Annotated in this window: 23 protein-coding genes and 1 pseudogene; 9 read left to right on the plus strand and 15 right to left on the minus strand. The window is 64.6% G+C overall.

The genetic code is table 11. From position 1 onward, the window contains the following. A partial coding sequence (locus AC5RWT_RS22025; protein WP_494082017.1) for an ABC transporter transmembrane domain-containing protein occupies positions 1-670 on the minus strand: 670 nt, incomplete at its 3' end. 179 nt (positions 671-849) lie between these two features. Between AC5RWT_RS22025 and AC5RWT_RS22030 the strand changes: the two genes are divergently transcribed. Then, on the plus strand, positions 850-1,266 hold the full coding sequence (locus tag AC5RWT_RS22030) for a MarR family winged helix-turn-helix transcriptional regulator (protein WP_494082018.1): 417 nt from the start codon (positions 850-852) through the stop codon (positions 1,264-1,266). Between the two features lie 19 nt (positions 1,267-1,285). Here the strand turns inward: AC5RWT_RS22030 and AC5RWT_RS22035 are convergent, their stop codons facing one another. After that, positions 1,286-1,690, minus strand: a complete 405-nt coding sequence (locus tag AC5RWT_RS22035) for a hypothetical protein (protein WP_494082019.1) — start codon at positions 1,688-1,690, stop codon at positions 1,286-1,288. Between the two features lie 127 nt (positions 1,691-1,817). Beyond that, complete coding sequence (locus AC5RWT_RS22040; protein ID WP_494082020.1) at positions 1,818-2,699, minus strand: response regulator transcription factor; 882 nt, start codon at positions 2,697-2,699, stop codon at positions 1,818-1,820. Positions 2,700-2,970: 271 nt separating this feature from the next. Here AC5RWT_RS22040 and AC5RWT_RS22045 point away from each other — a divergent pair, with 271 nt between their 5' ends. The 5 genes from AC5RWT_RS22045 (at position 2,971) to AC5RWT_RS22065 (ending at position 6,679) form a co-directional block, all read left to right on the plus strand. Further along, complete coding sequence (locus tag AC5RWT_RS22045) at positions 2,971-3,516, plus strand: alternate-type signal peptide domain-containing protein (protein ID WP_494082021.1); 546 nt, start codon at positions 2,971-2,973, stop codon at positions 3,514-3,516. 77 nt (positions 3,517-3,593) lie between these two features. Continuing rightward, a complete protein-coding gene (locus AC5RWT_RS22050; RefSeq protein WP_494082022.1) occupies positions 3,594-4,175 on the plus strand; it encodes a hypothetical protein in 582 nt (193 codons plus the stop codon). An 11-nt stretch (positions 4,176-4,186) separates the two neighbouring features. Continuing rightward, the gene (locus AC5RWT_RS22055) at positions 4,187-4,888 is read left to right on the plus strand and encodes a signal peptidase I (RefSeq protein WP_494082023.1); all 702 of its coding nucleotides are present in this window, start codon (positions 4,187-4,189) and stop codon (positions 4,886-4,888) included. A gap of 61 nt (positions 4,889-4,949) precedes the next feature. Beyond that, entirely contained in the window at positions 4,950-5,705 is a 756-nt protein-coding gene (locus AC5RWT_RS22060) for a hypothetical protein (RefSeq protein WP_494082024.1), read from the plus strand. Then, positions 5,702-6,679, plus strand: coding sequence for a hypothetical protein (locus tag AC5RWT_RS22065; RefSeq protein ID WP_494082025.1), 978 nt, complete (start codon positions 5,702-5,704; stop codon positions 6,677-6,679). The genes AC5RWT_RS22060 and AC5RWT_RS22065 overlap by 4 nt, the downstream gene beginning before the upstream one ends. Positions 6,680-6,772: 93 nt before the next feature. Here the strand turns inward: AC5RWT_RS22065 and AC5RWT_RS22070 are convergent, their stop codons facing one another. Then, a complete protein-coding gene (locus tag AC5RWT_RS22070; protein WP_494082026.1) occupies positions 6,773-8,938 on the minus strand; it encodes an acyltransferase family protein in 2,166 nt (721 codons plus the stop codon). Positions 8,939-9,164: 226 nt separating this feature from the next. Between AC5RWT_RS22070 and AC5RWT_RS22075 the strand changes: the two genes are divergently transcribed. Next, positions 9,165-9,425, plus strand: coding sequence for an SHOCT domain-containing protein (locus tag AC5RWT_RS22075; protein ID WP_493968247.1), 261 nt, complete (start codon positions 9,165-9,167; stop codon positions 9,423-9,425). Between the two features lie 60 nt (positions 9,426-9,485). On the opposite strand, the gene AC5RWT_RS22080 is transcribed toward AC5RWT_RS22075, so the two are convergent. From AC5RWT_RS22080 to AC5RWT_RS22090, 3 genes are all read right to left on the minus strand, one after another. Further along, positions 9,486-11,492, minus strand: a complete 2,007-nt coding sequence (locus AC5RWT_RS22080) for a M1 family aminopeptidase (protein WP_494082027.1) — start codon at positions 11,490-11,492, stop codon at positions 9,486-9,488. A 228-nt stretch (positions 11,493-11,720) separates the two neighbouring features. Next, positions 11,721-13,034, minus strand: coding sequence for a UDP-glucose dehydrogenase family protein (locus tag AC5RWT_RS22085; RefSeq protein ID WP_494082028.1), 1,314 nt, complete (start codon positions 13,032-13,034; stop codon positions 11,721-11,723). A gap of 52 nt (positions 13,035-13,086) precedes the next feature. Beyond that, on the minus strand, positions 13,087-13,530 hold the full coding sequence (locus tag AC5RWT_RS22090; RefSeq protein ID WP_494082029.1) for a VanZ family protein: 444 nt from the start codon (positions 13,528-13,530) through the stop codon (positions 13,087-13,089). A 237-nt stretch (positions 13,531-13,767) separates the two neighbouring features. Between AC5RWT_RS22090 and AC5RWT_RS22095 the strand changes: the two genes are divergently transcribed. Beyond that, positions 13,768-15,282: a M20/M25/M40 family metallo-hydrolase gene (locus AC5RWT_RS22095; protein WP_494082030.1), complete on the plus strand. Its 1,515-nt coding sequence runs from the start codon at positions 13,768-13,770 to the stop codon at positions 15,280-15,282. 22 nt (positions 15,283-15,304) lie between these two features. Here the strand turns inward: AC5RWT_RS22095 and AC5RWT_RS22100 are convergent, their stop codons facing one another. The 6 genes from AC5RWT_RS22100 to AC5RWT_RS22125 form a co-directional block, all read right to left on the minus strand. After that, positions 15,305-17,014, minus strand: coding sequence for a sensor histidine kinase (locus AC5RWT_RS22100; RefSeq protein WP_494082031.1), 1,710 nt, complete (start codon positions 17,012-17,014; stop codon positions 15,305-15,307). Positions 17,015-17,242: 228 nt separating this feature from the next. After that, positions 17,243-18,589: a Na+/H+ antiporter NhaA gene (nhaA, locus tag AC5RWT_RS22105; RefSeq protein ID WP_494082032.1), complete on the minus strand. Its 1,347-nt coding sequence runs from the start codon at positions 18,587-18,589 to the stop codon at positions 17,243-17,245. 316 nt (positions 18,590-18,905) lie between these two features. Then, entirely contained in the window at positions 18,906-19,133 is a 228-nt protein-coding gene (locus AC5RWT_RS22110) for a hypothetical protein (RefSeq protein ID WP_494082033.1), read from the minus strand. A 32-nt stretch (positions 19,134-19,165) separates the two neighbouring features. Continuing rightward, positions 19,166-19,888, minus strand: coding sequence for a deoxyribose-phosphate aldolase (deoC, locus tag AC5RWT_RS22115; protein WP_494082034.1), 723 nt, complete (start codon positions 19,886-19,888; stop codon positions 19,166-19,168). A gap of 174 nt (positions 19,889-20,062) precedes the next feature. Further along, positions 20,063-20,269, minus strand: a complete 207-nt coding sequence (locus tag AC5RWT_RS22120; protein ID WP_494082035.1) for a hypothetical protein — start codon at positions 20,267-20,269, stop codon at positions 20,063-20,065. Between the two features lie 221 nt (positions 20,270-20,490). Continuing rightward, a complete protein-coding gene (locus tag AC5RWT_RS22125) occupies positions 20,491-20,799 on the minus strand; it encodes a putative endonuclease domain-containing protein (RefSeq protein ID WP_494082036.1) in 309 nt (102 codons plus the stop codon). Positions 20,800-21,481: 682 nt separating this feature from the next. Between AC5RWT_RS22125 and AC5RWT_RS22130 the strand changes: the two genes are divergently transcribed. Further along, positions 21,482-21,682 (plus strand): hypothetical protein, encoded by a 201-nt coding sequence (locus tag AC5RWT_RS22130; protein ID WP_494082037.1) that lies wholly within the window; start codon positions 21,482-21,484, stop codon positions 21,680-21,682. A gap of 590 nt (positions 21,683-22,272) precedes the next feature. Here AC5RWT_RS22130 and AC5RWT_RS22135 read toward each other — a convergent pair. Further along, positions 22,273-24,069 carry a phospho-sugar mutase gene (locus AC5RWT_RS22135; protein ID WP_494082038.1) on the minus strand — a complete coding sequence of 599 codons (1,797 nt, stop codon included), beginning with the start codon at positions 24,067-24,069 and terminating at the stop codon, positions 22,273-22,275. A gap of 11 nt (positions 24,070-24,080) precedes the next feature. Further along, a pseudogene (locus tag AC5RWT_RS22140) lies at positions 24,081-24,204 on the minus strand (purine-nucleoside phosphorylase); the annotation flags it as partial.

A 24,204-nucleotide genomic window follows, 5' to 3' on the forward strand; every position in this document is an offset into this window, starting at 1 on the left:
CAGCAAACCTGGCAGCGAGGTCGTGTCCGGTGCCCAGGGTCTTGCTCAGCTGGATGCCGCTGACCGAGAGCGATTCTTCAATGGTCACGTTCATGTCGGCCAGTTCCCGCTGGCGGCGGGCCGTGAGCTCCCGCCGCACTTTAGCCACCTTGCGCGTCAGGACAACGGCTGGCGGCATGACCAGCAGTGAGATCAGCGACAACTGCCAGGACAATGCCGCCATGGCTACCGCGGTAGCGACGACGGTGGTCAGGTTGGTGGCGATGCCGGTGGCGGTGGAGGTGACCACCGACTGCATGCCGCCGATGTCGTTCGTGATTCGGGACTGTATTTCCCCACTCCGGGTGCGGGTGAAGAAGCCAACGGACTGGCGCTGCAAGTGGGCGAAGACGGCGGTCCGCAGGCTGTGCATCACCCGCTGGCCCACCTTGGTCGCGATCCAGGTCTGCAGGACACCCAACAGGGCAGTGACGGCGGCGACCGCGAGCATCCCCGCGGTGAGCCAGGCCAGCAGCGGGAGTTGCTGCCGGGGCAGGGCGGTGTCGATGACGGCGCGCAGGAGGAACGGCGAGGCCATGGCTGCCGCGGAGGACGCGAGGATGATGCCGATGACCAGGGCCAGTTGCCGCCGGTAGGGACGGAAAAGTGCAGCGACTCGCTTCAGTGGCACGTGCCGGGCTTGTTCTTTTTCTGCGGCCGTCGGCTCCCTGACGGGACCACGGCCCGGGTTCATTCCGATCGTCTCCGTCGGAACCACCTCGATTCGTTATGGTGGGCAACGCACGCCGCCCGAGTGCTGAGGTAACCTCATTATGAGGCTACAACAGGAAAAGTTGGTAGCCTATTCCCGTGGCAGATGAAAATTTACTGGACGCTTTCTGGGCCGTTTCGCGTCAGCTCCGGAGGGTGACCCGGCAGGGGATGGCGCCGCTGGGCGTGGCGCCCTCCCAGGCGCGCGCGCTGCGCATGCTCCGCCACTACGGCTCGCTTCGGTTGGGTGAGCTGTCCGAGCGGCTGCGGATTGCCCCACGGTCCGCGACCGACATCGTGGACGGTTTGCAGGAGCGAGGCTGGTGCGTCAGGGAGCCAGACCCGGCGGACCGCAGGGCCACCGTGGTCGCCCTGACCGATGCCGGACGGGAGATTGGGCAAAGTATCCGGGAAATCCAAGTGAAGCAGGCGGAAAGCTACTTTGCCGGGCTGTCCGCTGCTGAGCGCTCCGAACTCTCGTCGCTCCTGGCCAAGCTCACCGCGGGCGAGGGATAGCTCAGGCGGCGATCACGGGCTACCGCAAAAAGGCGAACCAGAAGGCTGCGCCGGCGGCGGCAAGCACGACGACGGTGCTCACCACCCAGGTGGTCTTGGATGATTTCTTGGGCGCCTTGGCTCGCTGCGCGGCGCGGGTAGAGCCCGTTGGCTGCGGCGTTTCAAGGCGGACATACCGAGTGGTGCCGCCTGCTTGACCTGCCGCCGGTGCCACGACCTGGATGCGACCGGTCCGCAGTTCACGCCGCGGCGGAAAGGGGTCCCCTGATGGCTTGGCCACCAGCGGAACTACCGGAATCATGCCCGTGGGCGGGGCAGGATCGGCTGCACCCGTGCGGACATCACGGCGGCTCGGCAGATGGGTGTCATCGGCAAGGGGGGTCATCATCTCGACTTTCAGCCGCCAATCCGAACGGGTGGGCATGCGGCATTGACATCATAAGCATCCGCGCGGCAACGGGGCCGTAGGCGGAGTGCCGTGTCGTCCGCAGCGGCCACGGCATCGTCCTGCGCCGCTTCGGTTCAAAGGTCGGGTAGGGGCCCGGCTGTGCCTACAGCGAGCTGGCCGGGGCCATTCGGTATCCGAAGCCGCGAACGGTTTCCAACCATCTGGGGGAGCGAGGCTCGTCGCCGAGCTTGCGGCGCAGATTTGCCATGTGCACCTCAACGGCACGCTCGTCGGCAGCAGAGACGAACGAACCGGTGTCGTAGTCCTCAAAGCGCAGCCACCGCACCAGATCCTGCTTGCTGCGCACATTTCGCCCGCTCTCCATCAGGGCGTACAGCAAGTCGAATTCCATCCGGGTCAGTTGCTTGGGGGCGCCGTCAGCCGTCACTGTCCGGGTGGGATAGTCCAGGCACAGCCCGTTATGAACGTAGGTGGCCTCTTGTTCCCTTGGGGCCAGGGCAGAGAGTCCGGCATTCTTGGCGGCCTCTCGTGCGAACACTGCCGGGGAAGACGGAGTGGGAAGGCCGATGAAGGTTTTCGAACCTGCTGGTGGCCTCTCAGCGATGGGTTCCGCCATCACCGAAGCCGCCTGGCCGTCGTGAATCGATTCACTCATACGGGAACGCCGCAGCATTGCCGCCACCCGAGCACGCAGTTCAAAGGTGCGGAACGGCTTAATGATGTAGTCGTCGGCGCCGGACTTGAAGCCCAGCACGGCGTCGATCTCTTCGGCCCGCGCGGTCAACATGAGGATGTAGGCATCGCTGAAGAGCCGGATTCGGCGTGCGGTTTCAAATCCGTCAATGTCCGGAAGGCCAACATCCAGCGTGACTATTGAGGGACGGTGCTCTTTAACGGCGGCCACCCCGGTTTCACCGTCCGCAGCTGTATGGACCTCAAATCCGGATTGTGCCATGACGCTTCTGATGAGCTCACATATGTCCAGATCATCTTCAATAACTACGGCTACCCTCGACGGATCCACTAACGCCTCACATATCTGCCGGTCGCTCAAAATGCGCGCTCAGTTCAGAACCCAAATTATAGTGCGCATGCTTCACATTTGGCGGAACTGAAGTTTGCAGGCTTGGTGGAGGACTTTGGGTGATCTTGAGGTTCGGCCACGGCACAGTGCCTACCGGCGATTTTTTCGGGAACGTTTCGCAAATAACACCGTTCGTCTTCAGGTGCGTTGGCGAGATTGGGGTTATCGGCAAGAACGAGGTGCCGAGCCAGCCAAAAACAAGGGGTCAAAAATGAACAAGATGGTCAAGGGAACTCTGGCAATCGGTGTCGGCGCGGCGCTGCTGCTCGGCGGCGGCGGAACGCTGGCCGTCTGGAACGCGGAGAAGAGTGCCGGTATGGGCACAGTGGCGGCCGGCAACCTGAACTTGAGGACCGAGCCGGGCTACTGGAGCAATATGGACGGCAGAATCGGCAACATCGCCGGCTACAAAATCGTCCCCGGCGAGACCCTGACCTATACGCAGGACATCGACGTAATCCTCAAGGGCGATAAGATCGCCGCCAAGCTGTCGGTTGTTAACGCGAAGAACGCCACGAGCACGTTTACGGACGCGAACATCACTGTTTCCGAGGTGAAGCTGCGCAGCAAGAAAGGTGTTGACCTGACGGGGACCCTAACCGATTCCGTGGAGGACATCACCGCCACGGTGACTTTCAATTTTTCAGCCGATACTAAAGGCCGCGACAGTGCCAACGCCAAATACGACTTCAGCAACGTAGCATTCAAGCTGGATCAGGTGGCACCGCAGCCCGCCAGTGCTGTGGCGGGCAACTGACAGCTGTCTAAATTTTCAAGACCAGCGGTGCGCGCCTGACCCCGTCGCGCACCACTGCAGTTAGGCGGAGACCGACGATGCGGAACCGGCAAGCGCTCAAAGCCGCTGCTTTGCTGACCGCTGCCGTGGCGCTGGGAATGCTGACCGTCCAGGGTTCATATGCCTTGTGGAACGCCGCCGCACCGCTCGACGCCGGCACTATCCACGCCGCGGACTTCAAGGTGAGCCTCGGTTCTGGCGACACTAGCGTGAACATGACGATGGAAGACGGCAAGCCGGCAACCCTGGCGCTGGAAACGGCGCCGGCCGGAAAGCTGATGCCGGGCAGCGCGGTCCGGGCCGGAGTCAAACTCACCAACCTGACCAATGCCGGCGGGGAGTTCACCATCAGGGCCACAATCACGTCGCCGCCCACCATCGCGTCCGCGAACCTCGCCGAGTACCTGCACATTGCCGCGACGGGAGCCGGGAGCCTCGAGGAGTGTGAGAATCCAGCCCTCTTTACCGCAGCGCCCACAGGAGCACTGCCTTCAGTTGACCTGGCCAAGGGTGAATCGGGCGTGATCTGCCTCCAGGCGTCCCTCTCCCGGCGGACACCCCCGTCTTTGCAAGACACGTTGACTACCATCTCCATTCCGCTCGCCGCTGAGCAGATCTGAGAGGAATGTTCGTGAACGCTGTGCGTCTCACCGGCCGGGGGCTCGCCTACCTCGCCTTTCTAGCGGTGACGTTGGCGGCGCTGGTCCTGGTTGTCGTACCGCTCGTCACCGGGTCGCAGACGTATACCGTGTTGACCAGTTCCATGGCACCAAAATACGCGCCGGGCACCTTCCTGGTAGTCAAGCCGACGCCGTTTGGGGAGCTCCGCACCGGAGACATCATCACGTATCAGTCCGCGTCCAACAGCCCGGTGGTTGTCACTCACCGGATCACCGCAGTGATTGCGTCGCAGCAGGGCGAGAGGCTGCTGGTGACCAAGGGGGATAACAACAGCGTAGAAGACGAGCTCCCTGTTCGGGAGGTACAGGTCCGCGGGAAGCTTTTCTATGCTGTTCCTGGCGTAGGGTTCCTGGCTCATGCACTGGGGCAGGGGGACCGCGGCTTGGTCCTCAAGCTCACGGCTATAGCGCTCATCGGATACGGCGCGTATTCCATCCTCAAGGAAAAACGCCAGCGCAAGGCGAAGAAGGAAGCCGGGGACCGTCGGGCACCGGATCGAGTGTTCGTAACCGGCGACGCCGAAGCGCCGTCTGACGCGCCGGAAACACGCCTGTCCAAGGTCTTCCCGGCCGAAGACACAGCCGTGGAGACCCGCACGGAGCAGGCCGAGTTTCCGACCAGGCGGTCGCTCCGGCAGCGGTCGACGTCGTGATCCGGCCATGACGAGGCATCCTCAACAGTTGTTTTGGGCCCTGATCAGCCGCGCAGTGGCCGTGTTCGTGCTGCTGCTTGTGTTGTGGGTGCCGGCCGAGCCCGCGCAGGCGGCCGACGACCGCTTGCAGTTGAGTTTGGACGGGCGCCACTATGCAGCCGAGTTGCCACGGCAATTGTTTAGCCGAGCCGGCGCGTTGGTTCCCGGCGGATCCATCGCGAGCCAGTTGTGGGTCCGCAACAACAGCAGCGACCCGGCTGCGCTTTCGGTCGCCGGGATGGTGGGTGACGCCGACGTGGAAATCTCCGGCAACCTGGTGCTAAGCGTTGCGGAATCCGGAGGCGCAGGCGAAACGATGCCGTTGACCGGTCCCCGGTCCTGCGCGACTCTGGCTCGAACGTGGACGTTGGCACCCGGGGAAGAGGTCCTGCTCAACCTCAAGCTGCGGCTGGCCCCCAGCGCGGCCAACGAGACCAAACGTCAGCGCGCCGACGTCGATGTCGCGTTCCGGCTGCAAGCTACAGCCGAGGGACTCGCCGCCGCCGGCGCTTGTCCGCAGGAGGGCGGGGGCAGCAATCCGACGGGGACGGGTAGCCCGCCGCCCCTTGGCGATGAAGTCCTGGAACCGGTGCTCCTGCCGGAACGGGCCGCACCGGATGGCCCCTCCGCGCTTGCGGGCGACGGGGATGAACCGATGCAGGCAGGCTGGATGGAGGGCAACGTCTTCGCAGACAACCGGACCTGGTTGGCCGTTCCGTTGTCGGTTCTTGGCATCATCTTTTTGGTATTGATGAAACGAAGAAAGAAAAGCCAGTGACAGAGGACATGGCAAGGACGGCGACGACGGCGCGACCCGGGATGTGGAGGCGGGTTCGGTCCCTGCCGGGGTTTACCGGGGCCGCCGTTGCCTTTTTCCTGGTGGTGTTGTTGGGAGTGGGCACGCCCGCGGCTGTCGCGAAGTGGCGCCAGACTGCTACCGCAACCATGAGCGTCACGGTGGGAGCACCGGAGGCCCCGCCCTCCGGCTCCTCTGATGCACGCCTTATTGCCGGAGCCCAACTGAAGAAGCGTCCGGACGGACCAATGAAGGACTCCGCGCAGTGCAAGGTGGCCAAGTCAACCGCCCAGTTGGAGAATCTGGACAAGCTGGACGTCAGCTTTACCTGGGGCAGGGCCCACAACGTCACGCATTACGTTGTGACACTCTCCTCCGGCGATCCGCGGTACGCTCAGGCGGCCGAGGTGAAGGGTGAACACGTCACTTTCACCATGCCCCGGATCCCCTCCGACCGCCTGGGCAATCCGCTCAAGGGCGCCGGCAGTGACGCGGCCTACTATGCCAAGTACAGCCTGAGGGTGCAGCCGATGAACGGTGCCACCGCCGGCGATGCCATCTATTTGGTGTACAAGTATGAGCACTATTCGGTGGATAATTGCTTCCGCGATGCGAAGGCATACCCGCCGCTGGGGCTGGTGACGGCGGTCAATTACAGCGTCAGCACACCGGTCAACGACAAGAAGCACGTGGCATTTTCCTGGAAGGCGTCGTCCGGCGCGACGTCCTACGAAGTCTCTTTGGCCAGTGCCGCCGGTTGGGCCGCGGAAGCGACGGTCAAGCAGCCTTCCGTCGTGTTCGAGTTGCCGTTCTCCACGTCAGACGGCGGGTTCTTCACCACCTATCGTCTGCGGATCCAGCCTATGAACGGGACCGTGGCCGGGGACCCAGTGTACAAAACCTTCCAGTATGGCCGCTGGAGCACCGACCTCTACTACGCGGCGCCGCCACCGTAGCCAATCCGCTGTGTTGGCTGCTTCCGTGCGGAGCATCAATGTCTGCGGATGCCCGAATGACGGAATCGGCTGTCCAGAACGTCTCAGTGCCTTTCACTGCGCAGAAGGCAATGTCCTGATGCCTTGGGACGTCAGTTCACCGCGCAACACCAAGGCCAGGCTTTCGGCGAAGGCATTGGTGAGGTGTCCGGTGTCCGTCCGCACGATGTAGTCGCCGATCAGCGGCGGGCATTTGCCGTCGGGGGTGCAGAACCAGTCGCGGACAGCGATATAGCCGGCTCCGTCCACTTCCTCCGTGGCCTCCCGTTCAGCGTCGGTGCGCCGCTCCCAGTTCTTGCTTGTCACCGCATGGCAATCGTCCAGGCCATGCAGCCGAGAGGGGCACACCCTCATGTCCGCGCCGCTGGGCGGCTTACCGATGACAACGACTTGCGCGCCGGTCGCGGCAAAGCGCTCCGCTGCTTGACGGACGCCCTCCTGCCATTCCTGTGCGGCCTTCTGACCGGTGGCCCGGCTGGCCAGAGCCTCGTGGTTACCGCTGAGCACTATCAGATCAGGGCGTAATTCTTCGGCCGCGCGGAACATCCGCTGTCTGCTTTCCGCGCAGTCAGCGGCGAAGGCTGAGTCGGCAAGCCGGGGACGCGTTTCCACCAGGTAGGCAGGGCAGTTGGCGAAACCCAAACCGGTCACGGTCCATCCGCCGTCGGCCAGCGCCCCAGTGATGGTTGGCATCCAGCTCATGGCGATCGAATCGCCCATCACGAGCGCCGAAAGCTTGCCCTCGGCCGATCCATACGCGCAGAAGTTGGGTCGGTCCGCTCCGGTTTCATTGCGGCATCCTGTCTCCGGGTTCATCGCTGGTGGCTGCTGCGAAGGACCAAGCACCTGAAGTGAGGGGGTCAGGTTGGCCGGATCCGGTTGCCTTTCCGAGGCCGATTGGACAGCGGCAGCCAGCTCGCCGGAATCGGTGAACGGTTGGGCGGCCCCGGCCGGCGGCCTGCCGTCGATAAGGGCGGCGGCTTCGGTGGAATCGCGGACGAACGACGGACCTACTAGCTGCACGGCGCTGAGGCTGAGGACGACCATGGCGACGGTCCCCGCCCCCAACAGTTGTCTGCGCCGCTGGCCAGAAGGGTTGTGCACCCTGGCGGATTCCCAGGATCGAAGCCAAGACGAGCGACGCACTGGCTCTTCAACGAAGCGGTAGGAGAGTGCGGCACAGAGCAGCATGGCAGCCACGGTAAGGGCCATGGTTGCAGGTGAATTAGCAGGGTCAACCGCAGCGGCGAAAATGATCAGCGGGAAATGCCACAGGTAGAGTGAGTACGAAATGCGCCCGAGATACCGCATGACAGGATTGGTCAGCACCACAGTGCCGAACCCGGAGCGGGTTTCGTTGCCAACGATAACGAGCAGCGTACCGGCGACAGGGATGACTGCCCATGGACCCGGGAAGTCAGAGTCTTTGGTCAGAAGGAGCGCGCCGATCAGGATGACCATCAATCCCGTTGGCGCCAAAAGCCGGTGCCACCGGACTGGCTGGCTTATCCGACTGAGCGGTACGAGCGCTGCGAGTGCTCCTGCCCCAAATTCCCACGCCCGGCTGAGGGTGTCGAAGTAGGCCAGCGAGGGACGCCAGCCGGTCATGAAGAGCGACCACGCGAAGGAAACGGCCACTGCAGTAGCAACGCCTAGCACGATTGCACGGCGGACCGTAAGCGATGTGAACCGCGGGAGTAGATAGGCCAACCCCAGCAGCAGCCATGGCCAGAACACATAGAACTGTTCTTCAACGGACAGGGACCAATAATGCTGGAAAGCCGAGACCGGTCCTGAGGCCTGCAGATAGTCGGTTCCGATGGCAGCGAAATGCCAGTTGGAGACCCACAGCATGGCGCTGAGTCCGTCCAGGGCTGTCTGGCTGGCGCGCGGAAAGTACCAAAGGGCGTATCCGGCGGTAATCGTCACAGTCGCGACCAGTGTGGCTGCCGGCAGGATTCTACGGAGCCGGCGCGCATAAAATCCCGACAAGGATATCCAGCCGGTTTTCGTTCGTTCCCGGACGAGTTGACCCGTAATGAGAAAGCCAGAGATCACAAAGAAAATGTCGACGCCGATGTAGCCGCCGGACGGTCTGCCGGACAGATGATTGAGGACCACCAGCACGACGGCGACGGCTCGCAGCCCTTCAACATCAGGACGGAATTGCCCCTCCCGACTGCGTCCCTGCTGGGCAGGGTGCAAACGCGTATCAAGCATGGAAAGGTCCCCCGCAGATAGTCGATGGTCCGTCTTTCAGCAGCTGTGCGTACTCAGGCTGGGGACCCGGATTATCCTAATCCATGGGATCTTGGACGGGCGCTGGACACGCGATTGTGATGGTTTCGCCCCTGTATGTTGTCCGGCCGCACGCGTATCCTGACCCTAGGGGAACGACCTGACGGAGAAGCCGTCGTTCCCAAGTGATTGAAGGGGTGCTTTGATCATGGTGGATATGGGTCTGGCTTGGCTGTTCGGGTTGCTGCTGCTGGCCATTGTGGCGTTGCTGGCGGTCCTGGTGATACGTGCGTTCATGGGGCTGAGACCGCGCGAAGTCGAAGATGCTTTGGCAGCAGCAGCCGGCCAAGTACAGCAGTCGCACCGGCGCAGCACGGCCAGACAGATCCTTGACCAGAGGTTCGCGCGCGGCGAACTGACGGCTGATGCCTACCGCGAAGGCCTGCGGGTCCTCGGCGAAGACCGCTAGCAAGGGGGCGGATTTGCTGACCGGGTAGCACCCGGCCAGTCTGAGCGTAGCGGCTGGCCGCTACAGAGCCCCCGGCTTCCCAGCCGTCGACACGTAGGTCTTGAAGAGGGGACCCAGCTCTTCGCCTGACACTTTTTCGGCCAGCTTGCGGAAATCGTCTGGCCTGCCTGATCCGTTGTGGACCCAGGTCTTCAAAAGCCTGAAGAAGTTTTTGTCACCCACTTTGTCCCGCAGGGCGTGGAGCGCCATGGCGGCGCGGGTCTGGACATTGGCCGCGAAAAGCTGATCGACACCCGGATCCGAGACCCGTGGCTGCCAGAAGTCGTCGTCGGCCGCTATCCCGGCGTAGAAGTCGAAGGTATCGTCGGCGCTGCCCAGGTGTTGCTGTTCGTTCCAGAGCCACTGGGCGTAGGTCGCCAGGCCTTGGTTCAACCAGCTGTCCTGCCACCGCGGCGGCGGCAACTGCGAATCGGTCCACTGGTGCGCCATTTCCCGGGCGATCATGGCGTTTCCGCTGGCTTCGTCGTAAAAGCCGTCCATGGGATAAATAGGCCGCCCTTGCGTCTGAAGGGCGAAACCGAGGTTTTCGGAAGAGTCGATGATGCCGCCGGCGCTCCTGAGCGGATACTTGCCGAACAGGGTGGACAGGAATTTCAGTATCTGAGGCTGCTTGTCCAGCGACTGCCGGATCTTGTACGCCTGCGAAGGGGGAACGGTCGAGCCGGCCGTCCAGCCGTTCGCGTTTTCCGGACTGCCGTCTGGTGCGGGTTGCGCTTCCCACCCGTCCCACCGGTCGCCGTCGCTATCGAAGGAGGTTGACCCGGTACCTCCGGGCACCTTGATGTCCTCCATGAACACGCCGTCGTTCTGGCCGGTGATGTCACTGGCGTAGGTCAGCGACAGTTCCACGTCCCTGCCGGCGTAGTCGGCCAAATCGAACTCCCAGTGCTCCCAACCTTGACTGGCGCCGGTGGCTGCCCACCAATGGCCGGTTGTCCCGTCCGGGGAACAGGATCCGTTGCCCTTGTCGGTTTGATAGTGCTTCAGGAACGGATGCACCTGATGCCACGCAGGGCAGGAACTGCCTGTGGACTCGCGGGCGTGTCCGGTGGTGTCCTTGAGCGTGGTCCAATCGTCCTTGCCGGGTGTCCTGGCCTCCACGAAGGCATAATCCCAGCCGGGTTCGGTGTCGCGGAACATCCAGAAGGAGAGGTCACCGCCCGCATCCGGTACCGTGATGGTCCGGGTGAGCCGCTTATAGCTGGCGTCGTCACTCTGCGACCACGCCAGGCCGTCCCCGTTGCGCGGCGTGACCACTTCCTTCAAGGCCGGATCCATCGCGTCCACATACCTGGTACCGCCTTTGGCGTATTCGGCAACGTCGAACTGCCCGACGGCGATGGTCGCCAGATGCGGGGACAGCGGCTCGGCCGCTTCCCATGTGAAGGTGGTGCGGCCGGACTTGCTGGAGGTTCCGTCCGGGAGGCCGTTGGCTATTGCCTCCCACCCGTCCGGCACAGAGACCTCGAAGGAGTAGGTGGCAACGTCACTGGGGTGGTTGTTGACCGGAAACCACGTGGGCGGGCCTTCCGGGTGGCCGGTGACAACCGCGCCGTCGTTTGTGCGGACGAACCCGGCCTTGGCTGCCGCATCCAGGGTCCGGGGAACGCCGCCGTACTTCACTGTCACGGTAAACCGCTGCGCGTGTGGCAGGCCGCGTGCCGGAAGGACCAGGAGTTTGGTTCCCACCTGTTTGTAGCGTGCGTCCAGACCGTTAACAGCAACGGACAGCACCTGCAGGCTGTCCAAATCCAGCGAGAACGAGGACAGGTCCTGTTCGGCCCGGGCCGTGATGATGGCAGTGCCCTCGAGATGGTCGGTTGCGGGGTCATACACGAGGTTTAGCTGGTAGTGGGTGGCGTCGTAGCCACCATTCCCGGACTCCGGGTAGTACGGGTCGCCGAGAGTGGCCTGGCCCGGTTCGAAGAGGCGTTGACCGGGATCAGGGGCAGCGGCAGCCGGCGCAGCAGACATGAGCACGCCGGACATACCAAGGGCAGCCGCCACGGCTAAAGCAGTGGCACTGCGAGACGCTCTGCCGCGAGACATCGGCCGTTTCCCCCCCATCGACGGCCCGCGCGTGCCCGACCCGACGATGGATCGGGTCGCCGGCGTAGAGCGCTGGCCATTCACCTAACATGCTCCGGAACGGGAACACTGTCAACGGAAAAAGACAATGGGCCCGTTCAGCTTGGCTGTACGGGCCCATTCTGGAAGGCCGAACTTGGGAAAAGGCTAGGGACGGCCGATGCCCTTGAACGTCCATCCGGCGTGCCGCCAAGCAGCGGGGTCCAGCACGTTCCGCCCGTCCAGGATGTTCTTTTCGTCCACCAGGTTCCCGATCGCGGCCGGATCGAGCTCGCGGTATTCTTTCCACTCGGTCAGCAGAACCAGTGCGTGGGCGCGCGCAATCGCGGTTTTGGTATCCGGTTCGTAGCTGAGTTCCGGGAAGCGCTGCGTGGCATTGGCCAAGGCTTCGGGATCGGTGACCGTGACGGTGGCACCCTGTAGCTGAAGCTGCGCGGCAACAGACAAGGCAGGGGAGTCGCGGACGTCGTCGGACTCCGGTTTGAAAGCAGCGCCCAACACCGTGATGCGTTTTCCGATCAACGACCCCCGGACAAGATCACGGGTCAGTTCGACGACGCGCGTCCGGCGACGCATATTGATCGCGTCCACTTCCCGCAGGAAGGTGAGGGCCTGATCGGCCCCAAGCTCGCCCGCCCGTGCCATAAACGCCCGGATGTCTTTCGGCAGGCACCCCCCGCCGAACCCGACCCCGGCGTTAAGGAACTTGCGGCCAATGCGCTCGTCCATGCCGATGGCGTCAGCCAGGGCGGTGACGTCGGCTCCGGCGGCATCGCACACCTCGGCCATGGCGTTAATGAAGGAAATCTTGGTGGCCAGGAAGGAGTTCGCGGCCGTCTTGACCAGTTCCGCTGTTGCGTAGTCAACCACCAGCCGGGGTGTCCCTTGCGCAAGCGGCACGGCATAGACCTCGTCCAAGGCAGCGGTGACTGCTTCCCCGGGCGCCCCGGAGGGTACGCCGTAGACGAACCGGTCGGGAGTCAGCGTGTCCTTCACGGCATGGCCTTCGCGCAGGAACTCGGGGTTCCACGCCAGCACGGCGCCGGGGGCGGTCTCCTGTATTTCGTCGGCAAGCCGGGAGGCAGTTCCCACCGGCACAGTGGATTTCCCGACCACGATATCGCCCGCCCGCAGATGGCTGGCCAGCGAGCTGAAGGCAGCATCGACGTAGCGCAGGTCGGCGGCGTTCTCGCCCTTGCGCTGCGGGGTGCCCACGCAGACAAAGTGTACGGCGGCTCCAGCGGCGTCGGCCATGTCGGTGCTGAACGTCAGCCGGCCGGTCTGCTGAACCTCGGTGAGCAGGTCCGGCAGACCGGGCTCGAAGAACGGAGCGCGTCCGGCCTGCAGCTCAGTCACTTTGCGTTCGTCCACGTCAATACCGACCACGTCGTGTCCGAGCTTGGCCATGGCCGCCGCGTGTACTGCGCCGAGGTAACCGCAGCCGATGACGGAAATGCGCATGCTGGTCCTTTACCTGAGCTGTAACTAGAGAAACTACCTCGACTTTATCGCGTTACCGGCGCTGGTTTTTCCGGTGCTCCAGCCAGGCATAGGCCAGCACAGTGCCGACGGCGGCCCCTAAGGTGTTGGTCCGAACATCCTGCAGCGCAGCATGGCGGCCGGGGAGGAACTCCTGCTGCGCCCACTCGATGGCGCCGGAGAGGACGAAGGCCCCGGCGGGCGTCAACCAGCGCAAACCGGCCGGCAGCAGGAGCGCGGCCAGCAGGCCCAGCGGCACGAACAGCAGGACGTTCGCCCCGGATTCGACCAGGTTGTAGTCGATCCAGCGGGGTGCGCCGGCTTTCTGCAGAGTCGAGAGAACGTGCTGGACGGTGCTGTTCGCGGCGGCGTCCACCGGCGTGGGCCAGAACACGACGCCGGCGACCAGGAGGGCGTAGCCGGCCAACAGGAAGGAGGGCAGGAGGCGGGCCGGTTCCCGCGAAGTGCCTAGCCGCATCGGTTTTCCTCTCCAGCGTTGCAGCCGCGCTAATGTGCCGACGACCGACTGCCATGGTACCGGTGGCGTATCCATGGTGCTGGACCCTTTAAGGCGCCCACGCGGCTCTTTTGATGCTTTTCCGCACTTATTGCTTCCCTGCTCTACCCGGAACAACAGCGTATGGGATAGCTTCCGCAGCAGGATCCTGCTGCGGGGACAACGGGATCCTTCATCGCACCCTATGGAGGAATCAGCATGAAGACCCACCATCTAAGCCGCGGCGCGGCGCTTGCTGTCGCCACGGCATTGGCGTTCGGAACCGGGCTGCCAGCGCAAGCCGCCAAGGGGACGGACACCAGCGCCCTGCGCACTGCCGTCACCGTAGAAAACATCGTCAGTCACTTGCAGGCTCTGCAGGACGCGGCCAATGCCAATGGCGGCAACCGTGCTGCGGGGACGTCCGGCTACGAAGCATCGGCCCAGTACATCGAAGCCCAGCTGTCGGCCGCTGGCTACACGCCGGTGCGGCAGGTGTTCTCCTACGAACGGTTCGTGCTCCGCGGCGAAGCGTTCGAGCAGACGGCTCCGACGCCGACTGTCTACACGGCAGAGAAGGATTTCCTGGCGATGGATTACTCGGGGTCCGGCGACGTCACGGCGCCGGTGACCGCGGTGGACATCAACCTCTCCGGGGACCGGGCGAGCACCAGCGGCTGCGAGGCGGCCGACTTTGCCGGCTTCCCCGCCGGTTCGATCGCTTTGATACAACGCGGCACCTGCGAGTTTTCTGTCAAGGTTTCGAATGCCTCGGCAGCAGGCGCTGTTGGCGTGGTGCTGTTCAACCAAGGCAACGGAGACACGGCCGACCGGCATGATCTCTTCGGCGGCACGCTGGGGACCCTGCAGGACATCCCGGCCGTCACTACCAGCTTCGCGCTGGGGGCCGAGCTGGCCGGCACCGCCGGCTTGGAACTGCGGATCGCGGTCGACGGCGCGATTGTTGCCACGGAAACGTTCAACATTCTGGCGGACACCGCAGGGCGCGCGGACCGCACCGTGGTGGTGGGCGCCCACCTGGATTCCGTGCCCGAAGGTCCGGGCATCAATGACAACGGCTCCGGCAGTGCGGCAATCCTGGAAACCGCACTTCAGATGGCCGCCTCGGGCGATGCACCCCGGAACCGGGTCAGGTTTGCCTTCTGGGGCGGCGAAGAGGACGGCTTGCTCGGTTCGGACTACTACGTGTCGCAGCTGAGCAAGAAGGAGATCAAGGACCATGCGCTGAACCTGAATTTCGATATGGTCGGTTCGCCCAATGCAGTTCGCTTCGTTTATGACGGCGACGGCGACGCGTTTGGGCTCACCGGGCCGAAGGGTTCGGACACCATTGAGCGCGTCTTCAACGACTACTTCGCCTCGCAGGGACTCGCCACGGAACCGACAGCCTTCGACGGCCGTTCGGACTACTTCGGCTTCATCAACAACGGCATCCCCGCCGGCGGCTTGTTCACCGGCGCCGAGCAGATCAAGACCGAAGAGCAGGCAGCGGTATACGGGGGAACCGCGGGCGAGGCCTACGATCCCTGCTACCACCAGGCCTGCGACACGCTGGCCAACGTGGACCGCGTGGTGCTGGAGCAGATGGCTGATGCCATCGCGCACACCACGCTGACCTTCGCCGAAACGACCTCAGCGGTCAACGGCACGGCCAAGGGCAAGGGACCGGGTAACGCCAAGATGCCGTTCAAGGGTCATCAGTCGATTCGCTAGCCGCGCGGCGCTACGTCGTCGTTCATGGCTGTAGTTGGGCGAGGGAGGCCGTCTCCGGACGGCCTCCCTTGCTGTGTGGGATCGAAACACGGAATGTCGTGCCTGCTCCGAGCACGCTGCTAAAGGTCAGCGCGCCACCGTGTGCTTCCACGATTGATTTGCTGATCGCCAAACCGAGCCCAAGTCCGGGGATGGCAGCCTGCCGCACGGAACTGGTCCGGAAGAACTTCGTGAAGACTGAGTCCTGATCGTCTTCCGACATCCCCATGCCGGTGTCGCTGACCTCCAGCACGGCGGTGTGGGAGGTTTCCAGCGTCCGCACCGTGACCCGGCCGCCGTCGGGCGAGTATTTGATGGCGTTGGAGAGCAGGTTGTCCACAACCTGGCCCATCCGGTTGGGATCAATGTCCGCTTCCAGCCCCTCGGTGGCGTCGATTACCACCTTTACACCTGCCTGTTCAGCCCTCGGCATGGCCGACGCGACACTGGCGGCAACAACCTCGGTCAGGAGCGTGCGGCGGGGGGCGACGCTCAGCACTCCGGACGCCGTAAAGAGCAGGTCTTCCACCAGTTGGAGCAAACGCTCGGAATTGCGCATGGCAATGCTGAGCGAGTGGGCCACATGCGGGGGCAGCTGATCCGCGTCCTCAAGAGCGAGGTCCAGGTATCCCATGATGGACGTCAGCGGCGTTCGAAGCTCATGCGAAACGCTGGCGACGAACTCTTCCTTGACAGTCAGCGCGTTGACGAGATCCGTCACGTCGCTGAAGGCCATGACAGTTCCGTCGAACTGGCCGGCGTCGTTCTGCATGGGCCGGGCCGTGCACAACATGGCACGCTGGGATTCTCCGGCGCCGATCCACACCAGACGGTCGGAAAAGGACTCTCCGCTCACGGCACGTCGGATGGGGCGATCTTCGGGAACCACGGGCGTCACCCGGTCCGCTTCGAAGACGAGCAAATCGGCTTCATTGGGGTTGTCGATGCCTTGGGGCATGGCCCTCGAACGGTCCCGCTGCTGCTGCACATTGCTCAAGATGTCATGCCCGCCGGCGTCGGTCACGAGAACCCCGACGGCGACGGCGTTCAAGACGGTGTCCAACCGCCGCACATGGACTTTGCTGTCTTCCAGGAGCGCCCGCAGTTCTTGGTCTTTGTCACAAAGCGCTTGCTGCTGTGCCGTCATGCTCGACGCAAAAACCGATGCCGTAACGGCCACCGCCAGGGTCACGAGGGGAACCAGGATGGGACCCGCCAAAGCTTCGCGCGTCACCGGCCCCGGTCCGGTGAAGACCGGGATCCACACAATAAACAGAGGCGCAACAAAACTCACGATGCGGGCGGCGGTCGGGGCGATGGCCGACCAAGCCATCCAGAACACCGGGAACACCGCCAGCAAACTGACTCCCGGCAGTTCGGTTCCGGCGCCCTCATGCAGGATGCCGATGGCGACAAAATCCAGCAGCGGGATGGTCCAGTATGACTGAAGGGGCAGCCGCTCCCACGGCACAACCGCGCTGAGGATCCACAGGACAGCAATGCCGATGACCCCGCCAAGGACATACACATCGGCCAGCAGGTGCGGGAAGAACACCGCGGCTATCACCGCAGTGAGCGTCACGGTAACGCAGAGCGGCACATGGCTCAGGAAGACACGGGCGCGCAGGGACAGCTCGTGGAACTGCTGTTGTCCGCTCAGCAGTGACAACAGTGGGCTTAGTGCGGCAGACATGCTCGAAGGTCCCCTACTCCGGGCAGCCCGCACCGGCTGGATTGCCGGAGCCAAGCTGGCCATAACTGGCTCAGTATGGCACGGGCACCCGGTCGCTCAGCAGAACTGCGCGGCGTGTGGCGCACATCGCACCCGGGGGAGTCGTCGCCGCCCGCGGTGGCGGTTCACCCGGCCGGTCGCCGCCCGCAGCGGCCGCTCACTCAGCCGGTCACCGCCGAGGGTGGTGGATCAGGGGGCAGCGCGGCGGTCCCGCTCGTACACGTCAGGAATGCCATCGTGGTCTGAATCGGCTGTTTCCAGCTCCTCCACGGCGCGGTAGTGCCGGTTGCGGGCACGCAGGATGACCGCTGCCAGCAGCGCCGAAACCAGCGACCCGGCCAAGACTGCCACTTTCGCGTGGTCGTGGTGCTCGGATCCCAGTGCAAAGCTCAGATCGTTGACCAGGAGCGAAACTGTGAAGCCCACACCCGCCAGCACAGCCACGCCAAACACATCGATCCACTTCAGCGAGGGGTCCAGGCTGGCATTGGTGGACTTGGTGAGCAGCCAGGTGGTGAACATGATGCCCAGCGGCTTACCTATCACCAAGGCGACGGCAATGCCGATCGCCACTGTGTCCGTAAAGGTCCTGCTGACGCCCTCCCAGCCGCCAAGTGCGACGCCGGCGGCGAAGAAGGCGAAGACCGGCACCGCGAATCCTGTTGAAAGCGGACGGAAACGGTGTTCCAACTGCTCGGCCAGTCCGGGGCCGGCGTCCGGGCCGCCGTGCTTCTTGCTGCGCAGCACGGGGACTAGGAAGCCGAGCAACACGCCCGCCACCGTGGAGTGCACGCCTGAGGAATGCATCAGAGCCCACGCCACGACGCCGAGCGGAAGCAGAATGACCCAGGCTGCTACATGGTGCTCCGCGAAAAACTTGGCGAAGCGGTGCGTCAGGAAGGCGAAGACCGCCAGGGGCAGAAGCATCCATAGCAAGTAGGGCAGTTGCACATCGGAGGAGTAAAAGAAGGCAATGATGGCGATGGCGATCAAGTCGTCCATGACCGCCAAGGTCAGGATGAAGATTCGCAGGGCGCTGGGCAGGTGCGAACTGATGACGGCGAGAACGGCAACGGCGAAGGCGATGTCGGTCGCCGTCGGAATGGCCCAGCCGCGCAGCGCCTCGGGGCCGGCACTCAGGTTGACCACGACGTAGAGCAGGGCCGGCACAGCGACGCCGCCGAAAGCCGCTGCGATCGGGACGATGGCGCGGCTGGGGGTGCGGAGGTCGCCGGCCACGAACTCCCGCTTGAGTTCCAGGCCGGTCAGGAAGAAGAAAATGGCCAGCAGACCGTCCGAGGCCCAGTGGCCAATGCTGAGATTCAGGCCGAGGGATTCGAAGCCGATCCGGTAGTCCCGGATGGCGAAGTAGCTGTCTGCAGCAGGCGAATTGGCCCAGACGAGTGCGGCGACGGTGGCGACCAGCAGCAGGATGCCGCCGACGGTCTCTCTCCGCATCAGGTCGCTGAGCCGGACCCATTCCGGATAGCTGCCCCGGCTGAGGATTGTCTTGCCTCGCGGGGAGGGATTGGCCATGGTCGGCTCCTGACGGTCGCTTTTCGGGTTCGTTGAATTACCCGACGACCAGACTTCCCGTCACACCGTCTGCCAGTTTACACGCCCGTGCCTGTGGCAACCGGTCAGCCGAAAGGGACATCGGGGAGGGGGCGCCGCCGTCGTTCTTGGAACCTGCGCCGCTCAGGTGGCAACCGGGCAGCCGCGGGGACATCGGGGAGGGGGCGCCGCCGTCGTTCTAGGAAGAGATCGTCCGTTAAACGCACCGGGCGCCCAGCCGATGGGGAACAGGACCTGCCATGTCCCCTGGCCGAGCGCCCGGGCAACCCGTGGGAAATCAGGCGTCGTGGTGTGTGTCCGCGCGTCCCATGATCTGCTTGGGGATGAAGAATGCCAGCGAGAACAAGCCCAGACCGATCGCAAACGCCGGGATGGCGCCGATGACTGATTCCAGGCTGAAGGCATACAGGGACCCGAAGAAGATCAGCATGATGATCACGAAAGTGATGAGATTGCTGACCAGGTGTCCCTCGCCCGAATGAGTGCGCTGCTTGGGTTGGGCCATGGGGTGATTCTCCTCGATAGTGCTATGCGGCATCAGTAGCCGCCGGCGGCTTGCTCACCGTTAACAATAGCCACTGATGAGCTGGCGCCAATTCGTGTTGCGCCGGCCCGCAGCATGGCGCGTGCGTCTTCGATGGAGCGCACGCCGCCGGAAGCCTTCACCCCGAGGAGCGGTCCGGCAGCCTCCCGCATGAGGGCGATGTCCTCGACGGTGGCCCCACCGCCGCTGAAGCCGGTGGAAGTCTTGACGAAGTCCGCACCGGCTTCGGCGGCAGCTTCGCAGACCATCCGCTTCTGCTCGTCGCTCAGGAAATGCGTCTCCAGGATGACTTTGAGGATGGCACCGCCGGCGTGGACTGCTTCGGCCACTGCTGCAATGTCCTCGATGATCGAGCTGCGGTCGTTTGCCCTGGCCGCGGCAATGTTGATCACCATGTCGATCTCGTCGGCACCATCCAGGGTGGCGCCGCGGGCCTCATGCACCTTCACGTCGGTGGGCGTGGCACCGAACGGGAAGCCGATGACGGAGCAGGTCTTGACACCGGACCCTTTGAGCGTGCTGTGCACCAGGGCGGTCCAGATGGGATTCGCGCAGACGGCCGCAAAGCGGTACTCCAGCGCCTCCTTGCACACCTTGAGAATGTCTTCGCGGGAAGCTTCGGGCTTCAGCAGGGTGTGGTCGATGACTGAAGCGATCGACGTCGGGTCGTGATAGGTCTCGCTCGGCGCGGATCCGGAGGTGATGCCTTCAGACATGGCCATCCCTTTCATCTGCTGGTTCGGAGGAACTTCCATCTTTTCATACCGGGACAGACGTCGACAGGACCAAGGCTTGGCCGCACCGGCCGCTCCGGCCGCTCCGGCCGCTAGCGGGCGTGCTGAGGCCTGACCGGCATCAGAGGCCTGGCTGGCGTGCGAGGCTGGCCGGTGTCAGTTTTTGCCGCCCGACGAGTGGCGTTCTCCTTCGGCCGCCCGGCGGTGCTCCTCAAGCTTCTCCTCGGCTTCCTGCCGCCGTCGGGCTATGGCGCGGCCGTCGTCGGCAGGGATGTGCTCCTCCGAGGCCTTGTGCGCTGGCTCCTCCTCAGGGATTTGATGCCTGTTTCCTGCAGCGCGTGGCAATCCGTCTTCGATGCCCATGGCTGCATCGTCCCACAAGGCGCCCGTGCCGAAAAGGGCGCTGGGCGTGGCTCTTGTGCAGGGCTGCTCGTGTGGTCAAGGCCTGGCCCCGGCACCCGAAGTCGATCGTCCCGGGGGGACCCGATGGCGCTGCTGCGCCGTCACCGGGGAGGTGCCAGTGCCGCTGTTTTCTTACGCGGCAGGTCCCGGTCACGCGGCTGCTTCTTCACGCAGCAGGCCCCTTACGCAGCCGGAGACCATGCGCGCAAAGCGGCCGTTCTGTTGGCGGCACGTGCCATGGCCTCAACCATCCGGCCCCGGAACTCATCGGGCCGGCCCAGCTGCGGCCAGTCAACCCGGATGAAGTTCCAGTGAATCTCGGCCAGTGCGTTCTCCCGCTTGCGTTCCTCCATCAGTACTTGTTCCGTCGGACTGTAGTCGAAGTACTTGGTGCGGCCGTCAAACTCCAGGATCAGCATGATGTCCTTCCACGCGAAGTCGACGCGGTACTTACCGGTTCTCGTGATCAGTTCAACCTGAAGCTCCGGCATCGGAATTCCAAAGGTCCCCAGCAAAAGCCGTGTACGCGTCTCGCCCGGTGACTCGGCCCGGCCGTTGAGCAACTCGAGGGTAGCTCGGGCGCGCCGGACTCCCCGCGACCCGGGCATAGAGTCGAGGATTTCGTTCATCCGTTGGAGGTTTGCGCCGCATCGAAGAGCGTGGTCGCCTATGATCGCAGCTCGGTGAAGCTCTATCGTCCGGGCACAGTCAACGGTTGTCCGTTCCAGGGTGGTGACGGGGACTGGTTTGCCCCGAGGCCCGGGCAAGAAGATGACTTCGTCCTCTGGCAAGAGAAAGTGATGCGGACTGATGTCGGGGCTTCTGGTGTGCCGTGTGGTGGCAAACGGCTGCGTGAGGTGCACGATTGCCGGTACATCCCAGACATGCAGCCCATGAAGACGCGCGGCGGTGACATGACTGTAGGTGCCGGCGGGACCTGTCACGAGGGCGTGCGCCTGAACGCGTAGGAGATTTCGTTCCCTGGCATTGCTGGCCAGCCAGGATGCGCGAAGTACGTAGGCGCCGTGCTTGATTCGAAACAAGGCGCCACATCGGACAGCATCACGCACCAAGCGCTCGCCGGCACCGTACCGTCGGAGTTCTTGGGAAGTCAGGACGTCATACTGCGGCGGCCACAGCGCCAGCAGCCGGGATTCGAGGAGTTCACGACCCATGATCCCAGTCTTGCCCGCGTGGCCCGAGGGCAGCATCAGCCAAACCGAGGTTGTGGATAAAGACGAAGCGGGGGAGGGCTACGCCGGTTGGCGGCCGGTGCGGGACAAGACGCCCGCTGCTGGTGGTGCCCCGTGGTGCCGGGCTTTGGCTGGTGGTGCGCCGATGGTGCCGGGCCTGGATGCGGCGAAACATGGCTGAGGGGCAAAACCAGCGCCCAGAACGGCCGAAACCCGACGCCGGCGCGACGAATTCGGCCGTTCTGGCAGGGATCGGCCGCCGTGGAGGATTTCGGCCGCCGCCGATGTCCCGCCGGTGTTCTAGATACTGGAGCGTGGCTGGTGGTGCCCGGGTGGCAGGGGGGCTGGCGGGTGGCGCACGGGTGGCAGGGGGGCTGGCGGGTGGCGCACGGGTGGCAGGGGGCTGGCGGGTGGCGCACGGGTGGCAGGGGGGCTGGCGGGTGGCGCACGGGTGGCAGGGGGCTGGCGGGTGGCGCACGGGTGGCAGGGGGCTGGCGGGTGGCGCTCCCGTGGCGCGAAGCCTGGATGCGACGAACCATGGCTGACGGGCACGACCAGCGCCCGGAACGGCCGAAACCCGACGCCGGCGCGACGAATTCGGCCGTTCTGGCAGGGATCGGCCGCCATGGAAGATTTCGGCCGCTGCCGATGTCCCGCCGGCATTCCACAGACAGCGGCCTGCCAGGTCCAAGGCCCGAAACGCGCTGGGGGCCTTTGGCGCCTACTCGCGCTGCCACTCATAGGCACCGGTGAGTGGGTGCCGGTGACGTCCTACTCCATCAGCCCGAGCGTCCGGCGGATGTCGGCTTTGATGGTCCCCAACGCGCCAACTGCTTCCGCCCGCACGGCCGCTAGCTTGTCGGCGCCGGCAACCGGCCGGATGACCTCCAGATAGCACTTGAGCTTGGGCTCGGTCCCGCTGGGCCGGATAATCACGCGGGTATCGTCCTGGGCCAGAAACAGCATCCCGTCGGTCGGCGGCAGTCCTGCGCTGCCCAGGGACAAATCCGTGCTCACCGTGACGGGGGACCCTGCCAACGACGACGGCGGCCGCTGCCGGAGTTTGTCCATCATGGTTCCCATCAGCGCAAGGTTGTCCACCCTGATGCTCAACTGGTCGGTGGCATGGAGCCCGTACTGCAGCGCCAACTCATCGAGGATGTCAAAGACGGTCCGGCCGGAAGCGTGAAGGTCTGCGGCGAGTTCAGCGAGCAGCAGCGCGGCCGACATACCGTCCTTGTCCCGGACAAGATGCGGTGCTACGCAGTAGCCCAGCGCCTCTTCGTAGCCGTAGGCCAACCCGGGAACGCGCGAAATCCATTTGAAGCCGGTGAGTGTCTCGACGTGGGCGATTCCGGCCTGCGCCGCGATCCTGCCCAGCAGCCGGGAGGAGACGATCGAGTTCGCGAAGACCCGGGGCCCGGCCGCGCTCTCGCCCGCCGGCAGGTCAAGGGGAGCCGCCGCCTCGGCGCTGTCCGCGCGCAGCCGGTCCTGGCCTTCGAACCGTGCCGCCATGTGCGCGCCCAGCAGGGCACCGACCTCGTCGCCGCGGAGCATCCGCCATGCGCCGGTGGCCGGATCTTTGGCCGCCAGCGCCGCACGGTCGGCATCCGGGTCATTGGCAACCACCAGATCCGCGTTCACCTCGGCGGCAGTCTCAAGCGCCAGATCGATTGCTCCGGCTTCTTCCGGATTGGGAAAGGCCACCGTCGGAAACTCAGGATCCGGCTCGGCCTGGGCGGCCACCAGCGTGACGTCCGTGAACCCGGCCTGCGTAAAGATGGCCTTCATGGTGGCTCCGCCAACCCCGTGCATGGGCGTGAGCACGATTTTGAGATCGCGGTGGGGGAAGAGGCGCGGATCGGCCAGCGCGGTGACAGCGGCCGTATAGTCGTCCGCAATGCCGGGGGAGAGGACCGTCCAACCTTCTTCGGCCAGACGGATCGATTCCAGCGGCGGCGTGTAGTCAATCCGGGCGGCGATCTCGGCGTCGTAGGGTGCCACGATCTGGGCGCCGCGTCCACCTTCGTCGACGGCGCGGCCACCCAGGTAGACCTTGTAGCCGTTGTCATTCGCGGGATTGTGGCTGGCGGTGACCATCACGCCTGCTTCGCAGCCAAGCGCCCGGACCGCATACGCCAGCACCGGCGTCGGCAGCGCGGACGGCATCAGAAAGGTTTCGATGCCCGCGGCCGTGAAGATGGCAGCAGATTCGGCCGCAAAGGCCTGCGAGTTCCGGCGCGCGTCGAATCCGACCACGGCACGCGGAGTGTAGGCTCCGCCGGCAGCATCCAGCAGGAACCGGGCCAGTCCGGCCGCTGTGCGCCGCACCACCACCCGGTTCATGCGGAACGGCCCCGCGCCCAAAGCAGCCCGCAGGCCGGCAGTACCAAAAGCCAGGGGACCGGAGAACCTGTCCGCCAGCTCGGCCCGCACTGTCGCTGCCTCAGGCGCGCTGCCGCCGGCGGCTGCCAGCAGGCCCTGCAGTTCCTCGCGGGTCTCCGCATCCGGATCGGCCTGCAGCCAGGCTTCGGCGGCAGCCAGCACGGCGTCGGGCGTTGCCGTCATCTTGCCCCCGTTCACAGTTTGGCGACAATTCCGGCCAGCAGCCGCGAGATCCGCGGCCCGGCGTCCCGGCCCGCGGCGATGACCTCGGCGTGGCTTAGCGGAGTGGCGCTGATGCCCGCCGCGAGGTTGGTCACC

It is taken from the genome of Arthrobacter sp. Dra40 (assembly GCF_059091905.1).

What these genes read in the sequence shown, in the direction of transcription:
- AC5RWT_RS22035 (WP_494082019.1), bottom strand. Translation starts at nt 1,690, where the DNA reads ATGCCCACCCGTTCGGATTGGCGGCTGAAAGTCGAGATGATGACCCCC.
- AC5RWT_RS22045 (WP_494082021.1), top strand. Translation starts at nt 2,971, where the DNA reads ATGAACAAGATGGTCAAGGGAACTCTGGCAATCGGTGTCGGCGCGGCG.
- AC5RWT_RS22050 (WP_494082022.1), top strand. Translation starts at nt 3,594, where the DNA reads ATGCGGAACCGGCAAGCGCTCAAAGCCGCTGCTTTGCTGACCGCTGCC.
- AC5RWT_RS22070 (WP_494082026.1), bottom strand. Translation starts at nt 8,938, where the DNA reads ATGCTTGATACGCGTTTGCACCCTGCCCAGCAGGGACGCAGTCGGGAG.
- AC5RWT_RS22075 (WP_493968247.1), top strand. Translation starts at nt 9,165, where the DNA reads ATGGTGGATATGGGTCTGGCTTGGCTGTTCGGGTTGCTGCTGCTGGCC.
- AC5RWT_RS22085 (WP_494082028.1), bottom strand. Translation starts at nt 13,034, where the DNA reads ATGCGCATTTCCGTCATCGGCTGCGGTTACCTCGGCGCAGTACACGCG.
- AC5RWT_RS22090 (WP_494082029.1), bottom strand. Translation starts at nt 13,530, where the DNA reads ATGCGGCTAGGCACTTCGCGGGAACCGGCCCGCCTCCTGCCCTCCTTC.
- AC5RWT_RS22095 (WP_494082030.1), top strand. Translation starts at nt 13,768, where the DNA reads ATGAAGACCCACCATCTAAGCCGCGGCGCGGCGCTTGCTGTCGCCACG.
- AC5RWT_RS22100 (WP_494082031.1), bottom strand. Translation starts at nt 17,014, where the DNA reads ATGTCTGCCGCACTAAGCCCACTGTTGTCACTGCTGAGCGGACAACAG.
- nhaA (WP_494082032.1), bottom strand. Translation starts at nt 18,589, where the DNA reads ATGGCCAATCCCTCCCCGCGAGGCAAGACAATCCTCAGCCGGGGCAGC.
- AC5RWT_RS22110 (WP_494082033.1), bottom strand. Translation starts at nt 19,133, where the DNA reads ATGGCCCAACCCAAGCAGCGCACTCATTCGGGCGAGGGACACCTGGTC.
- deoC (WP_494082034.1), bottom strand. Translation starts at nt 19,888, where the DNA reads ATGTCTGAAGGCATCACCTCCGGATCCGCGCCGAGCGAGACCTATCAC.
- AC5RWT_RS22120 (WP_494082035.1), bottom strand. Translation starts at nt 20,269, where the DNA reads ATGGGCATCGAAGACGGATTGCCACGCGCTGCAGGAAACAGGCATCAA.
- AC5RWT_RS22125 (WP_494082036.1), bottom strand. Translation starts at nt 20,799, where the DNA reads ATGCCGGAGCTTCAGGTTGAACTGATCACGAGAACCGGTAAGTACCGC.
- AC5RWT_RS22130 (WP_494082037.1), top strand. Translation starts at nt 21,482, where the DNA reads ATGATCCCAGTCTTGCCCGCGTGGCCCGAGGGCAGCATCAGCCAAACC.
- AC5RWT_RS22135 (WP_494082038.1), bottom strand. Translation starts at nt 24,069, where the DNA reads ATGACGGCAACGCCCGACGCCGTGCTGGCTGCCGCCGAAGCCTGGCTG.